The 13999-nt window shown below is 58.0% G+C and carries 16 protein-coding genes; 3 read left to right on the forward strand and 13 right to left on the reverse strand.

Annotated elements, in window-relative coordinates; all coding sequences use genetic code 11:
* Window positions 1-65: 65 nt before the first annotated feature.
* Complete coding sequence (locus GRH90_RS01395; protein ID WP_162364103.1) at window positions 66-635, forward strand: YtfJ family protein; 570 nt, start codon at window positions 66-68, stop codon at window positions 633-635.
* Window positions 636-642: 7 nt separating this feature from the next.
* On the opposite strand, the gene cysQ is transcribed toward GRH90_RS01395, so the two are convergent.
* A complete protein-coding gene (gene cysQ / locus GRH90_RS01400; RefSeq protein ID WP_162364104.1) occupies window positions 643-1389 on the reverse strand; it encodes a 3'(2'),5'-bisphosphate nucleotidase CysQ in 747 nt (248 codons plus the stop codon).
* Between the two features lie 110 nt (window positions 1390-1499).
* Window positions 1500-2120 (reverse strand): BamJ family beta-barrel-assembly machinery protein, encoded by a 621-nt coding sequence (gene bamJ / locus GRH90_RS01405; RefSeq protein ID WP_162364105.1) that lies wholly within the window; start codon window positions 2118-2120, stop codon window positions 1500-1502.
* A 198-nt stretch (window positions 2121-2318) separates the two neighbouring features.
* Here bamJ and GRH90_RS01410 point away from each other — a divergent pair, with 198 nt between their 5' ends.
* Complete coding sequence (locus GRH90_RS01410; RefSeq protein WP_162364106.1) at window positions 2319-2972, forward strand: LysM-like peptidoglycan-binding domain-containing protein; 654 nt, start codon at window positions 2319-2321, stop codon at window positions 2970-2972.
* Between the two features lie 160 nt (window positions 2973-3132).
* On the opposite strand, the gene rplI is transcribed toward GRH90_RS01410, so the two are convergent.
* From rplI to yjfP, 5 genes are all read right to left on the reverse strand, one after another.
* Window positions 3133-3585 (reverse strand): 50S ribosomal protein L9, encoded by a 453-nt coding sequence (rplI, locus tag GRH90_RS01415; RefSeq protein ID WP_162364107.1) that lies wholly within the window; start codon window positions 3583-3585, stop codon window positions 3133-3135.
* A 38-nt stretch (window positions 3586-3623) separates the two neighbouring features.
* The gene (gene rpsR / locus GRH90_RS01420) at window positions 3624-3851 is read right to left on the reverse strand and encodes a 30S ribosomal protein S18 (RefSeq protein WP_048637617.1); all 228 of its coding nucleotides are present in this window, start codon (window positions 3849-3851) and stop codon (window positions 3624-3626) included.
* A gap of 4 nt (window positions 3852-3855) precedes the next feature.
* Window positions 3856-4173 (reverse strand): primosomal replication protein N, encoded by a 318-nt coding sequence (priB, locus tag GRH90_RS01425; RefSeq protein ID WP_162364271.1) that lies wholly within the window; start codon window positions 4171-4173, stop codon window positions 3856-3858.
* A gap of 6 nt (window positions 4174-4179) precedes the next feature.
* Window positions 4180-4575 (reverse strand): 30S ribosomal protein S6, encoded by a 396-nt coding sequence (gene rpsF / locus GRH90_RS01430; RefSeq protein ID WP_162364108.1) that lies wholly within the window; start codon window positions 4573-4575, stop codon window positions 4180-4182.
* Between the two features lie 424 nt (window positions 4576-4999).
* Window positions 5000-5749: an esterase gene (yjfP, locus tag GRH90_RS01435; RefSeq protein WP_162364109.1), complete on the reverse strand. Its 750-nt coding sequence runs from the start codon at window positions 5747-5749 to the stop codon at window positions 5000-5002.
* Window positions 5750-5824: 75 nt separating this feature from the next.
* Between yjfP and bsmA the strand changes: the two genes are divergently transcribed.
* A complete protein-coding gene (bsmA, locus tag GRH90_RS01440) occupies window positions 5825-6130 on the forward strand; it encodes a biofilm peroxide resistance protein BsmA (protein ID WP_246235800.1) in 306 nt (101 codons plus the stop codon).
* A gap of 111 nt (window positions 6131-6241) precedes the next feature.
* Here bsmA and rlmB read toward each other — a convergent pair whose 3' ends face one another.
* The 6 genes from rlmB to hflK all read right to left on the reverse strand — a co-directional run bounded on the left by rlmB (window position 6242) and on the right by hflK (window position 13989).
* Complete coding sequence (rlmB, locus tag GRH90_RS01445) at window positions 6242-6979, reverse strand: 23S rRNA (guanosine(2251)-2'-O)-methyltransferase RlmB (protein ID WP_162364110.1); 738 nt, start codon at window positions 6977-6979, stop codon at window positions 6242-6244.
* An 86-nt stretch (window positions 6980-7065) separates the two neighbouring features.
* Window positions 7066-9579, reverse strand: coding sequence for a ribonuclease R (gene rnr, locus GRH90_RS01450; protein WP_162364111.1), 2514 nt, complete (start codon window positions 9577-9579; stop codon window positions 7066-7068).
* Between the two features lie 457 nt (window positions 9580-10036).
* A complete protein-coding gene (locus GRH90_RS01455; protein ID WP_162364112.1) occupies window positions 10037-11335 on the reverse strand; it encodes an adenylosuccinate synthase in 1299 nt (432 codons plus the stop codon).
* A 100-nt stretch (window positions 11336-11435) separates the two neighbouring features.
* Entirely contained in the window at window positions 11436-11636 is a 201-nt protein-coding gene (locus GRH90_RS01460; protein WP_162364113.1) for a DUF2065 family protein, read from the reverse strand.
* 61 nt (window positions 11637-11697) lie between these two features.
* Complete coding sequence (hflC, locus tag GRH90_RS01465; protein WP_162364114.1) at window positions 11698-12717, reverse strand: protease modulator HflC; 1020 nt, start codon at window positions 12715-12717, stop codon at window positions 11698-11700.
* A gap of 3 nt (window positions 12718-12720) precedes the next feature.
* A complete protein-coding gene (hflK, locus tag GRH90_RS01470) occupies window positions 12721-13989 on the reverse strand; it encodes an FtsH protease activity modulator HflK (RefSeq protein WP_162364115.1) in 1269 nt (422 codons plus the stop codon).
* Between the last annotated feature and the right edge of the window lie 10 nt (window positions 13990-13999).

The following is a 13999-nucleotide window of genomic DNA, read 5'->3' on the forward strand; positions in this document are numbered from 1 at the left end:
GCAATCGTGGTTTTGCCGCCGCCGGGCGCCGGTTCGCGCCCCCATCCATCCAGAGGAGTCGCACCATGCGTTGCCCGTTAACCTTATTACTTGTGGTCCTGCTTTTGCCCTTCGGCGCGCCCGCCCATAACCTGGAAACCGGCAAACCCTTGCCCAAGGTCGCGATCGCCGAACAGGGCGAACTGCTGCTAAAGAACGAGAAGTTTAGCTATAAATTCTGGGATAGCTCGCAGCTGCCCGGAAAAATCCACCTGGTGCTGCATATCGCCGCGCAGGCCTCCGCCAGCGAGATGAACGCCGCGATGATCGAAGCGCTCAAGAAGATCAACTTACCCGCCAAATATTACCAAACGACGACAATCATCAACGAAAACGACGCGCTGTTCGGCAGCGGGCCGTCGTTTGCCCGTAACTGGGTTGAAAACCATAAAAGGATTTATCCCGGCTCCCAGTTCATCCTCGACGCCCACAGCAGCGTACTGCAGGCGTGGCATCTGCAGCCGAAAGGCTCGGCGATCATCGTGTTGGATGCCAAGGGACGGGTGCGCTACGTCAGGGAGGGCGCGCTATCGCTTGAGGAGATCCAGCAGGTATCCGATTTATTGCACCGCCTGCTGCCAGGCGGCGCGACCTGAAACCGGCTCAGAATAACGACACCCTGAAACCCGGGTTGAGAAAAGACTCCCGCGGATGGTAATCCAGGGTGCGGCCGGTCCAGTCATTGACCAACGCGCCGGCGGCGGCGGCCACCGCATGGCCGGCGGCGGTATCCCAGACATTGGTCGGCCCGAAGCGGGGATAAAGCTGCGCGCTGCCTTCCGCCACCAGGCAGAATTTCAGCGATGAGCCGATGGACACCGTTTGGTGCTCGCCAAGCTGGGACAGATAATCCTGTAATTCGCTATCGTCGCTATGCGAGCGGCTGACCACCACCAGCGGGGGCCTGGCCTCCTTGCAGTGGATCTCCAGCCGTTCGCCGTCCGGCGTTATCTTCCAGGCCTTGCCCGCGTCGGCGGCGTAGAGGATATCGGTAGCCGGGGCATAGACCACGCCCATGACCGGCTGGCCGTCCTTGATTAAGGCGATGTTCACCGTGAACTCGCCGTTGCGCCGCAAAAATTCCTTGGTGCCGTCCAGCGGATCCACCAGCCAGTAGCGGGTCCAGCCGCGCCGCTCTTCCCACGGCTGCGGAGCCTCTTCGGACAGGATGGGAATATCGGGCGATAACGCCCGCAGGCCGGCGGTAATCACCCGGTGCGCCGCCAGATCGGCGGCGGTAAGCGGCGAATCGTCGGTTTTATGGGTCAGTTCGATCGGCTGTTCGCCAGCGTAAACCTGCATAATCGCAGCTCCCGCCTCACGCGACAGCCGGCTTATCTGTTCAATCATGTCGCACCTCTGGAAGATCACATCATATTCACCAGACTAGCTTTTTTTGGCAAAATAGCCATCGGAATAATCTATCGGCGGGTGATGGGATTGGCGCGCGACCGCGGGTATTACAGGATTTCCAGCAGCTCGACCTCGAAGATCAGCGCGCTGAACGGCGGGATGGACGCGCCGGCGCCGCGCTCGCCATAGGCCAGGCCATGAGGAATATATAATTCCCATTTGGAGCCGACCGGCATCAGGGTCAAAGCTTCAATCCAGCCGGGGATAACGCCGTTCACCGGAAACTCCGCCGGCTGGCCGCGCTGCACCGAGCTGTCGAATACCGTGCCGTCGAGCAAACGGCCGGTATAATGGACGCTCACGCGATCCTGGCGGGTCGGTATCGCGCCTTCGCCCTGTTCCAATACCTTGAATTGCAAACCGGACTCCGTTTGGCGCACGCCTTCTTCCTGGGCATTGGTTTCAAGGAATTGCTGCCCCGCCACCGCCAGGTGCTGCTGACGCTCGAGACGGACCGCGTCCGCGCGCTCATGGATGATGCGCAGGGCGCGGTGAATGGCGTCAACCGGCACCGCCGGGGAATTGCCGGCCAGGGCATCGCTCAACCCAGCCAGCAATGCCTCGGGCAGCAAGCCTTCCAGGCCCGACTCCTGCAACTGCTGGCCTACTTGCAAGCCGATGCCGTAACTGGCCTGGGCTTCTACGCTGTCTAAAGATGGTGCGCTCATGTTTTTTCCTTGAATTGGTAAAAAGCGAAAGGCGCAGCATAACAGCGCAGGCGTTTGGGGTAAAATCCTCTATGATGAATATGAGTCCTGTATCGGCAGGCAGCTTCTCGGTTACCGGTCAATTAAGCTATGGAGGTTCCCTGTGCGCCGCTTTATACTCCCCCGGGTTACAGGTAAACCATTGCAAGAGAGGTTATCATGGGCAGAACGTCGCCCGGGAAAAACAAAATCCCCCGTTTTTCCCTGTTGGGTTACGGCGGATTCAAATGGAAGTGGCCTCTGCGTCCGCTGCCCGATGAGGATTCCAACGCATCAGGCCGGCCAATGCTGACCCTGCTGAGAAGAGTATGGCACTTACCCGACGGTTTCCAGTGGATGGGTCCGCTACCGCTGCTGCATCGCCGTCTGGTGCTGATTGCCGCGTTGATTATCGCGGCGGCGGTACTTTGGCCCTACTCGCCGTCGCCGGGTCCCGCGCCCACCCCTACCCGGGCAACCGCGGCCAACGGCCAGGGAACGGTTATCCAGGCGGAGCTGGTGGATAATAACCGCGCCGCCGCTGCCCCCGCCACGGCGCCCGCGGCCGGCGACGGGCAGCTGCAGCACTACCGTATCGTCGAGGGCCAAACGCTGGCGCAGTTGTTCCGTGAGCATAACCTGCCGGTGGGGGATGTGTTCGCGATGGCGCAGGCGGAAGGCGAAGATAAACCGTTGAGCAGCCTGCGGGCGGGTCAACAGGTGGAAATCCAGCAGAATGCGCAGGGGGTGGTCCAGATGCTGACGATTGAAACCGGCGCCAACAGCCGGATACGTTTTGTCAGGCAGGCCGACGGCAGTTACCTGCGTAATTAAGCGCAAGCGTTAACCCCTGCAAGGTTGTGCTAACGCAACGTCGCTCAGGAATTCACCGCCGGCAGCTTACCTACCGCCAATGCCGCGCCACCCAGGCTCCAGACAGCAAAACGCCGGCAATTCAATAAGCCGGCGTTTTATCAATCGCTTAATCTTTCGATTAGGCTTCCGCTACCACGATAACATTCAGGGTAGCGAAAACTTCGCTATGAACCTGGATGCTAACATCATGGTCGCCGATGGTGCGCAGCACACCGTTGGGCAAACGCACTTCGCTTTTGGCGACGTTAACGCCGGCGGCGGTGATGGCGTCGGCGATGTCGCGCGTACCGATAGAACCGAACAGCTTGCCTTCGTCGCCTGCTTTAGACGCGACGGTAACACTACCCAGTTCAGTGATTTTATCGGCGCGAGCTTGGGCCGCGGCCTGAACGTCAGACAGCTTAGCTTCAAGCTCAGCGCGACGTTCTTCGAAATACTCAACGTTTTTCTTGGTGGCCGGAACGGCTTTACCTTGCGGTACCAAGTAGTTACGGGCATAGCCCGCTTTAACGTTAACTTGTTCGCCTAAGCTACCCAGGTTGGCAACTTTATCAAGCAGAATAACTTGCATTACCTTATCCTCTCAAAGTCTTAGTGGACAGTGACCGATTACTGATGACGATCAGTGTACGGCAACAGAGACAGGTAGCGCGCGCGTTTGATCGCACGGGCCAACTGGCGTTGGTATTTGGCACGAGTACCGGTAATACGGCTCGGGACAATTTTACCGCTTTCGGTGATGTAGTTTTTCAGCGTAGCGATGTCTTTATAGTCAATCTCAATAACGCCTTCCGCGGTGAAACGGCAGAATTTGCGACGACGGAAATAACGTGCCATATGGCTAGTCTCCAGAATCTATCAATTCAATCTGCTCGGCATGCAGGACCATTTTATTGAGCCCATTGCGACCTTGATGGCAACAAATAAAACCCTGGATGGTGAGCTGCGTACCGACCGTTATACTGCGAGTAATCTCTTGCGATTGCTTTCCACTAACCACCACGGGCATACGGCACCATGCTTGTCGTGAAAAACCGGCTTCCTGTTGCTGCGAGCGGTGCTCAAGCACGAACTGGCAGTGAGGAATACCTGACGGGCTGACCTTTCGGATGGGTGCCTTGCATACGGTGCCGGACAGCATCAGACGGTTCGCCGTCATCATCGATTACTCTTCAGAATCCCCAGCATCATTGTCATCGTTGGCTTCGGTAGCGAAGTCTTCACGGCGATCGCGACGTTCATCTTTCGCTTTGACCATCGGGGAGGCTTCGGAAACCGGATGCTTAACGCGCATGATCATGCTGCGAATAACGGCGTCGTTGAAGCGGAAGTTTGTTTCCAGCTCGTCGATCACTTCCTGCGAGGCTTCTACGTTCAACAGAACATAGTGGGCTTTGTGCAGTTTATTGATCGGGTAAGCCAGTTGACGGCGGCCCCAGTCTTCCAGACGATGAATGATGCCCTGCGCGTTGGTGATAACACCGGTGTAGCGCTCGATCATTCCTGGAACCTGTTCGCTTTGGTCAGGATGAACCATAAAAACGATTTCGTAATGACGCATACAGAATTGCTCCTTACGGATTATTCAGCCTCCTGTCAGGGTCAACCGCGGCCCATGGAAGCAAGGAACGTGATAATTGTGCGGCTGAAAAATGACGCGCAATCTTACATTTATGCGGCGCGAAATACAAGGACTGATGAACGGGGAAAACGGCGGCGCGGGGCACTAAATATATAGAAAAGCACTAATTAACAAAAAAACTATTCAATATGCATGCTTTTTGTTCAAAAAAACTGATTTACTCAATCAATAAAGTGTTATTTCCCTACCCATCCCGCTGGCATATACTGTTTACCATAAAAAGCCGCATCCCCAACACCAGGGAATCACCAATAATAACGAAGTCATTTTACTTTAGCCCCCTAGTGGGGCTTTTTTACGCCCGTCGCCCCGCATCCGGGCGTTGATAAATAACGCCCGGCGGCTACAGATGCCGCTGGAAGAAAGCCACGCCGGCGGCCAGCGCGGCTACCGTGATTTTATGGCCGACGCCGGGCTCCGTGAGATAGGTGGCCTGATGATGCCCCTCACGCGCCTCCAGCGCCTGGTACAACCGGCTGCTCTCCGCCGCCGGTACCAGTGGGTCGGCCTCGCCGTGCCAGATTAACAGCGGCCGGTTTGACAGCTTATCCAACTGATGGAACACCTCATAGTCGGCCAGGGGGGCCATGCGCTGCTCGAATTCCTTTTGTCTGGCGCTTGAGGTCAGCGCCACCGGCGGAAACAAGGTCTTCGCCAGGCGCAGATAGTCGCCCGACCCCATAAACTCCGCCGCCACGCCCAGCCAGTCGTAACGGGCCATGGCGCCCAGCGCCGTCATGCCGCCCATGGACGCGCCGCATACGCCGATACGCCCGCCGTCGATCAGTCCCTGCCGCTGGTAATGGGTTTTCAGGGCGGGCAGTTCATCGATATTGCCGCGCAGGATGTCCCAAAAGTGCGCCAGGCGTCGCTGCTCATCGCCGTCAAAGCGCGCGCCATGCATGTCGGCGTCCGGCAGGATCGCCCGAAATCCGGCCTTCGCCAGGGCGTAGCCGAAATAACTGTAGACTTCTTTTGACGAGGTATAACCGTGATAAAAGAAAATCGTCGGTAACGGCAGCAGAAGTTTACCCGCGGGTACCGCGTGGATGACGTCAATGCCGCCGACGGACTCTTGATGCATTTCAACCATATTGCCCCCTTAGCTGTGCGATATTCTTTTATACTACCTGTATCTGTTTCCGGTGTTTTTTTATGGTTGATATCTATGAAACCACTATGCGTTATGATCATCATCCTGAGCATGATGTCGGCGGGTTGCGGCGTGCTTGAGGGCAAACCGGTCGCGCCTCCCGCGCCCACCGGCCAGGCGCAGGAAATCAGCCGCGACCAGGCCGGCACCCTGACCATGATCGGCCGGGTCTCCGCCCTGGAGCGCGGCAGTCCGATGGACGCCGAGGACTCAATACGCGCCCAGGCCAATGCCCGCCGGGCCGGCTATTACCAGATTATCATGCTGTCGGAAGATTTTAGCCCCGGAATCTGGCGCGCCGAGGCCATTTTATACCGGTGAGCAAGGGCTGGTTAAGGCGCGTCCCGTTAACGGGAACCCAAAAGCAGCGGAAATACGAGCGGCAGGCTTGCCGCCGGGTGCTGATAACAGGCGCCGGCGGCGACCCGCGCGTCAGGAAAGCTGGCGCTGGCGCACGGCTTCAAACAGGCAAACGCCCGCAGCGACGGAGACATTAAGCGACGAGACCGAACCCGCCATGGGGATGCCGATCAGTTCATTGCAGTGTTCGCGGGTCAGGCGGCGCATGCCCTCGCCCTCGGCGCCCATCACCAGCGCCAGCGGGCCGGTGAGTTTACTTTGATACAGATGATGGTCCGCTTCACCGGCGGTGCCGACAATCCAGACGTTATGTTCTTTCAACATGCGCAGGGTGCGCGCCAGGTTGGTGACGCGGATCAGCGGCACGGTTTCCGCCGCGCCGCTGGCCACCTTCTTGGCGGTGGCGTTCAGCTGCGCCGACCGATCGCGCGGGACGATGACCGCATGTACGCCGGCGGCATCGGCGCTGCGCAGGCAAGCGCCCAGGTTGTGCGGATCGGTAATGCCGTCAAGCACCAGCAGGAAAGGCGCGGGATGCTGTTCCAGCAGCCCCTCAAGGTCGTTTTCCTGCAGCTGGCGGCCTTCCTGCACCCTTGCCACTATGCCCTGGTGCACCGCGCCCTCCGCGGCCTCATCCAGCCACTGGCGGTTAGCCACCTGGATAACGATACCGTTGGCTTCCAGTTCCACCACCAGCTCATGCAGGCGGCGATCGTCGCGGCCTTTCATGATGTACACATCGAGAAAACGCTGCGGGTCGCGTTCCAGTAAGGCTTTGACGGCATGAATGCCGTAAATGATTTCGCTCATGTTTTTCTTTTTATCACTATATGGGCCGTAACGGCCCACAGGTTGTTGTCGGTTGACGATAATAGCCGGCACCGGCGCGCCAGGGATTATTCCTGGCCCGGTTTGCTTTCCGCGCTACTTCTTTTTCTGCTGCGCCGCGGTTTGCTGGCTGAAGGTTTTTTGGGCGCACTCTCCGTCGCGGCGGCGGCGGTCGAACCTGCGGCACCCGCCCTGGACGGCGCGCTTTTGGGTTTCGACCCGTTGCCGTCATTTTGGCGAAACGCGCTGTCCGGCTCAAAATTTGCCGGTTTTTTGCCGGAGCGGCGACGGCGCGGGGGCTTGCCGTCATTATCCGCGCCGGCCCCGGCGGCGGCGCCGCGCGCCGCCTGCTGCGTGCGCACACGTTCGGTTTTACCCGCGCCGCGCGGCTGGCGCTTGCTGGAGACCAGGGAGAAATCGATTTTACGCTCGTCCATATGGACCGCTTCAACCTTGATCTCAACCACGTCGCCCAGGCGATAGACCCGGCCGCTCGACTCGCCGATCAGGCGCTGGCCGATATTGTCGTAACGGTAATAATCGTTATCCAGGGTTGATACATGCACCAGGCCGTCGATAAACAGATCGTTGAGGCGCACGAAGAAACCAAAGCCGGTGACGCTGGCGATGATGCCGCTGAAGACTTCGCCGACGTGATCCTGCATAAAGTCGCATTTCAGCCAATCCGCCACGTCGCGGGTGGCTTCATCGGCCCGGCGCTCGTTCATCGAGCTTTGCTGGCCCAGTTGCAGCATTTCCGCCATCTCGGCGTGCCAGCCGCCGGTAGGGGTGGAACGGCCCTTGGCCTCGCCTTCCTGCTTCGCCAACAGGTATTTAATACTGCGATGCAAAGATAAATCCGGATAACGGCGGATTGGCGAGGTAAAGTGCGCGTAAGCCTGCAACGCCAGGCCGAAATGCCCGCGGTTTTCCGGATCGTAAATCGCCTGTTTCATCGAGCGCAGCAGCATGGTTTGCAGCATCTCATGATCCGGGCGCGCGGAAACGATGGTCATCATATCGGCGTAATCTTTCGGCTCGGGTTTTATCCCGCCGCCCAGCGTCAGGCCCAATTCGCCCAATACGGTGCGCAGTGCGGTAATATGGTCGTTGCTCGGACGGTCATGCACCCGGTACAGCGCCGGCTCATCATTTTTCTCAACGAAGCGCGCGGCGGCGATATTCGCCAGGATCATGCACTCTTCAATCAATTTGTGCGCGTCATTGCGCATCACCGGCTCGATACGATCGATACGCCGCTCGGCGTTAAAGATAAACTTGGCTTCCTCGGTTTCAAACGAGATGCCGCCGCGCTGTACCCTGGCCTGCTCAAGCGTCTGGTACATTTCATGCAGCGTCTGGATCGGCTTGACCAGCGGATGGTAATGCTCGCGCAGCTCCCGGTCGCCCTGCAGGATCTGCCATACCTTGGTGTAGGTCAGGCGCGCATGGGAATTCATCACCGCCTCATAAAATTTATATGAGGAAAGCCGTCCCTGCGAGGAGATGGTCATTTCGCAGACCATACACAGCCGGTCCACCTGCGGATTCAGGGAACACAGGCCGTTGGACAGTTTTTCCGGCAGCATCGGGATAACCTGCGACGGGAAATATACCGAAGTGCCGCGACCGCGCGCCTCGTTATCCAACGGCGTATTGGGACGGACATAATAACTGACGTCGGCTATGGCGACCCACAGGCGCCATCCGCCGCCGCGTTTCTTTTCGGCGAATACGGCATCATCGAAGTCGCGGGCGTCCTCGCCGTCGATGGTCATCAACGGCAGGCTACGCAAATCCACCCGGCCGCGTTTTGCCGCCTCGGGGACCTCTTCCTTCAGTTCCGCGACCTGGCTTTCCACTTCCGGCGGCCAGGTATAGGGGATGTCATGGGTACGCACGGCGATATCAACCGCCATGCTGGTACCCATATTGTCGCCCAGCACTTCCACCACCTTACCCACCGCCTTGGTGCGCCTGGTGGGACGCTGGGTCAGTTCCACCACCACCACGAAGCCCATGCGGGCGCCGCTGGTATCTTCCGGCGGGATCAGGATATCAAAACTCAGGCGGCTGTCGTCGGGCACCACGAAAGCGCTGCCGGCGTCGGTAAAATAGCGGCCGACAATCTGGCTGGTTTTCGGCACCAGCACGCGCACGATGCGCGCTTCGCGCCGGCCTTTGCGATCGGCGACCAGCGGTTGCGCCATTACCACGTCGCCGTGGATGGCCATTTTCATCTGTTCGGCGGACAGGTAAAAATCGTCCTTGCTGCCGTCCACCCGCAAAAAGCCGAAACCATCGCGATGACCGATCACGGTGCCGCGCAGCAAATCCAGTCTTTCCGGCAGCGCGTAGCACTGCCGGCGGGTAAAGATCAGCTGGCCGTCGCGCTCCATGGCGCGCAGCCGTCGACGCAGGCCTTCAACCTGGTCTTCTCCGGTAATCTCTAAATCCTGCGCCAACTCTTCACGACTGACGGGGGTTTCCCGTTTGGCCAGGTGAGCCAGGATAAACTCCCGGCTGGGGATGGGAAATTCGTATTTTTCTGCCTCTCGTTCGAGAAAGGGATCTTGTGACATTGCGCTACCTCCATTGTCCAAAACAGGTTGCTATGCCGATATCATTCAACAAGCAATAATGTGTAGCGCGGCGGATTTCCTGGCCCTTTATACGCGCGGACCGGGCCGCCAAATACCAGGAAAAATGTCAAAATCCCTGCTGCAACACCTGTTTTGAACAGCTGGCAGGGTGACATGATCACGCTTCGCACTACATCGGACCAATATTAATTGATCAGGGTTTACGTCCTGCTAACCGCACTTCTGCTATCCCTGACAGCGGGTATGGCGACGAGAGAACAGATAACAAGAAAACGAATGCAATAAGAGTAACCTTTAGGAACCAATCAGGCTATAAGACTTGTCATCGGCCAGGAGAGAGACAGGAACTGCAGGAAGGTTAACGTATTGATAATAATCAATAAACCGGGACTCGCCCGGTTTGTTACATTTTTCAGCTTTTATGATTTTGCCGCAATCAGGCGTCAAAAGGGTCACGTAAAATCATGGTTTCGGTGCGATCCGGTCCGGTGGAGATAATATCAACCGGTACGCCGGTAACTTCCTCGACACGGCGAATATAACGCTTGGCCGCTTCCGGCAGCTTGTCGAACTCTTTCACCCCGAAGGTGGATTCGCTCCAGCCAGGCATGCTTTCATAGACGGGAACGATGCCTTCCCAACCTTCGGCCGCCAGCGGCGTGGTCTTGAGTTCACGGCCGTCGGGCATGCGGTAGGCAATGCAGATCTTGACTTCTTTCAGGCCGTCCAGCACGTCCAGCTTGGTCATGCAGAAACCGGAAAGGGAGTTAATCAGTACCGCGCGACGTACCGCAACCGCGTCCAGCCAGCCGGTACGGCGGCGGCGGCCGGTAGTGGCGCCGAATTCGTTGCCTTTGGTGCAAAGATACTCGCCCACGTCGTCAAACAGCTCGGTGGGGAATGGGCCGGCGCCAACGCGGGTGGAATAGGCTTTAACGATGCCCAGCACGTAGTCCACATAACGCGGGCCGATACCGGAGCCGGTGGCAACGCCGCCCGCGGTGGTATTGGATGAGGTCACATAGGGATAGGTGCCGTGATCGATATCCAGCAGGGTGCCCTGGGCGCCTTCGAACATGATCAGCTCACCGTTTTTGCGCGCGGTGTCCAGCAGTTCGGACACATCCACCACCATGCCGGTGATGATATCGGCAACCGCCATTACATCGTCGAGGATTGTCTGGTAGTCAACGGCTTCGACTTTATAGTAATTAACGAGCTGGAAGTTATGATAATCAACGATTTCTTTTAACTTAACGGCGAAGGTTTCTTTATTGAACAGATCGCCGACGCGCAGTCCACGACGCGCGACCTTATCTTCATAGGCGGGGCCGATGCCGCGTCCAGTGGTGCCGATGGCCTTGTCGCCACGGGCTTTTTCACGCGCCATATCAAGGGCGACATGATAGGACAGGATCAGGGGGCATGCTTCGGAAATCAGTAGACGTTCACGTACCGGTACGCCGCGTGCTTCAAGTTCGCCCATCTCTTTCATTAGCGCTTCCGGCGATAATACGACGCCGTTGGCAATGATGCTGGTTACGTTTTTACGTAAAATACCAGAGGGAATCAAATGAAGTACGGTTTTTTCACCGTTGATAACTAAAGTATGACCGGCGTTGTGTCCGCCTTGATAGCGAACAACATATTTAGCCCGTTCAGTCAGCAGGTCTACGACCTTGCCTTTACCTTCGTCACCCCATTGGGTGCCCAGTACGACAACGTTCTTACCCATCTCTCAATTCACCAGATTGCTTAAAAAAGGATTCTAACATCTCAGTCCCAGGCTTTCAGTACTTTTTAACACCAGTGCGGACTGTTTTTAATCTGTGCGATCATCCTCCCATTCTGCTACGCAACATATAGTAGATTACACCGCCGGCGACCACTAAACCGCCGCCAAAACGACGTAATAATTTATCCGGCAGTATCGTCATGGCGCCGATCATTTTGCGCCAGGCGCCCGGAAACAGCATCGGCCCCAGGCCCTCAAGCACCAATACCAGCCCCAATGCCATCCATACGGTAGGATTCATGACAACCTCATAAAAAAGGCCCGCGTAAACGGGCCTTGATAAAACCAGGTCAACCTGCGGCTTAAGGACGGCCCGCAGGGGTCGGCGTGGTGGTGGCCGGCGATTTCATAAAGCGGAAGAAATCACTGTCGGGGCTCAGCACCATGATGTCGTTATTGCTGCTAAAGCTGTTTTCATAGGCGCGCAGGCTACGGATAAAGGCGAAGAACGCCGGATCCTGGCTGAACGCGTCGGCAAACAGCCTGGCGGTTTCCGCATCGGCTTCACCGCGGGTAATCAGCGAGGTGCGCTCCGCCTCCGCCAGCGTGCGGGTGACTTCATAGTCCGCCGCCGCCCGCAGTTTTTCCGCCTCTTCCTGGCCCTGAGAACGATGACGACGGGCTACCGCCTCACGTTCCGCGCGCATACGTTGGAATATGGCATCGGACACTTCGGCCGGCAGGCTGATCTGCTTGATGCGCACATCCACCACTTCAATACCCAGGGCCGCCATGCTGTTCGGGTTCACCGCCGGCTGCGCGCCCTTGGTTTCCCGTTCCACACGCGCCGCCGCCGATGCGATAGCGTTATCCGCCGCGGTGGTTTCCACTTCGCCATCGCCCGCGGTACCGCTGTTCAGCGCCTCGCGCACATCGGTCATCAGGCGGTTACGTGAATCAGTAACAATACCCTTGACGTCCAGGCGGCCCAGCTCCGAGCGCAACCGATCGCTGAATTTACGTTTCAGCAGCACTTCGGCCTGGGACACGTCGCCGCCGCCCGTCGCCAGGTAGTAACGGCTGAAATCACTGATGCGCCATTTGATATAGGAATCGACGATCAGGTCTTTCTTTTCCATGGTAACGAAGCGATCGGCCTGGTTTTCCATGGTCTGGATGCGGGCATCCAGCGTTTTAACCGTTTCGATAAACGGAATCTTGAAGTGCAGTCCGGGAGAGAAAATCTCCGGCTTGTTTTCACTGTCGCGCAATACTTTGCCAAAACGCAGCACGATGCCGCGCTGGCCTTCCTGCACCACGAACAGCGAGGCGTACAACACCACCAGCACCACGACAACAATAAGGATTAATGGCTTACGCATCGGTTATTCCCTCCCTACGCGAGTGGTCGTGTCACGCTGGGCGTTCGCCCTGCGCTGGTCCATGACGGAACTGGAACCGCCGCTTTCGATCTGGCCCGGCTCCGCCACGCCGCCGGCGTTGACGGACAGCGGCGGCAGGCGCATCAGGGTACTGGCGCTGGTATCCTTACGGGTGGCGTCCGCCGCCTGCGGGTTACGCAGCAGTTGATCCAACGGCAGTACCATCAGGTTGTTGCCGCCTTTGTCGTTAACCAGGATTTTACGGGTATGGCTCAATAAGCGCTCCATCGAGTCGATATAAAGACGCTCGCGGGTAATTTCCGGCGCGGCTTTATATTCAGGCAGCAGCTTGGCGAAACGCTGCACCTCGCCCTGGGCTTCCAGCACGGTGCGGGTCCGGTAGGCGCGGCCCTCCTCCAGGATGCGCTGTGCCTGGCCGTTGGCGCGCGGTTGCACCTCATTGGCGTAGGCTTCGGCTTCACGAATATACTGCTGTTCGTTTTCACGGGCGGCAATGGCATCGTCAAACGCGGCTTTGACTTCCTCAGGCGGACGCGCCGCCTGGAAGTTGACATCCAGCAGGGTAATGCCCATGTCGTAAGGACGGATGGTTTCTTCCAGCACGCGCTGCGTATCGCTTCTGACGACGGTACGGCCTTCGGTGAGGATACGATCCATGGTGTATTTGCCGATCACGCCGCGCAGCGCGCTGTCGGTCGCCTGGCGCAGGCTGTCATCGGCATTGGTGACGCTGAACAGGTAGCGTTCGGGGTCGGTGACGCGGTACTGCACGTTCATTTCAACGCGCACCACGTTTTCATCGGCGGTCAGCATCACCCCGGAGGCGGCCAGTTCCCGCACCGATTCAACGTTGACGGCAACCACCTGGTCGATAAAGGTAGGTTTCCAATTCAGGCCCGGCTGAACCAGACGGTCGAATTTACCAAAGCGTGTTACCACGCCGCGCTCCGCTTCCTTGATGGTATAAAAACCGCTGCCTGCCCAGATGATGACCACCGCCAGCGCGGCGAGTCCAGCATAACGGCCGCCGCGCGCGGGGCCACCGACGCCGCCGGCGCTATCCGGTGACTTCTTGCCGCCGCCAAACCCGCCCAGCTTCTTGCCGAGCTTCCGGAAGATATCGTCCAAATCGGGAGGTCCTTGTTCACGTCCGCCTTTATTATTATTTCCGCCAGAGTTGCCGCTGTTATTATTGCTGCTCCCCCACGGGTCGCGGTCATGTCCGTTATTACCGGGCTGATTCCACGCCATGTTTTAGCTC

Origin of the sequence: Acerihabitans arboris, from assembly GCF_010131535.1 — a bacterium.
Taxonomy (GTDB): Bacteria; Pseudomonadota; Gammaproteobacteria; order Enterobacterales; family Enterobacteriaceae; genus Acerihabitans; species Acerihabitans arboris.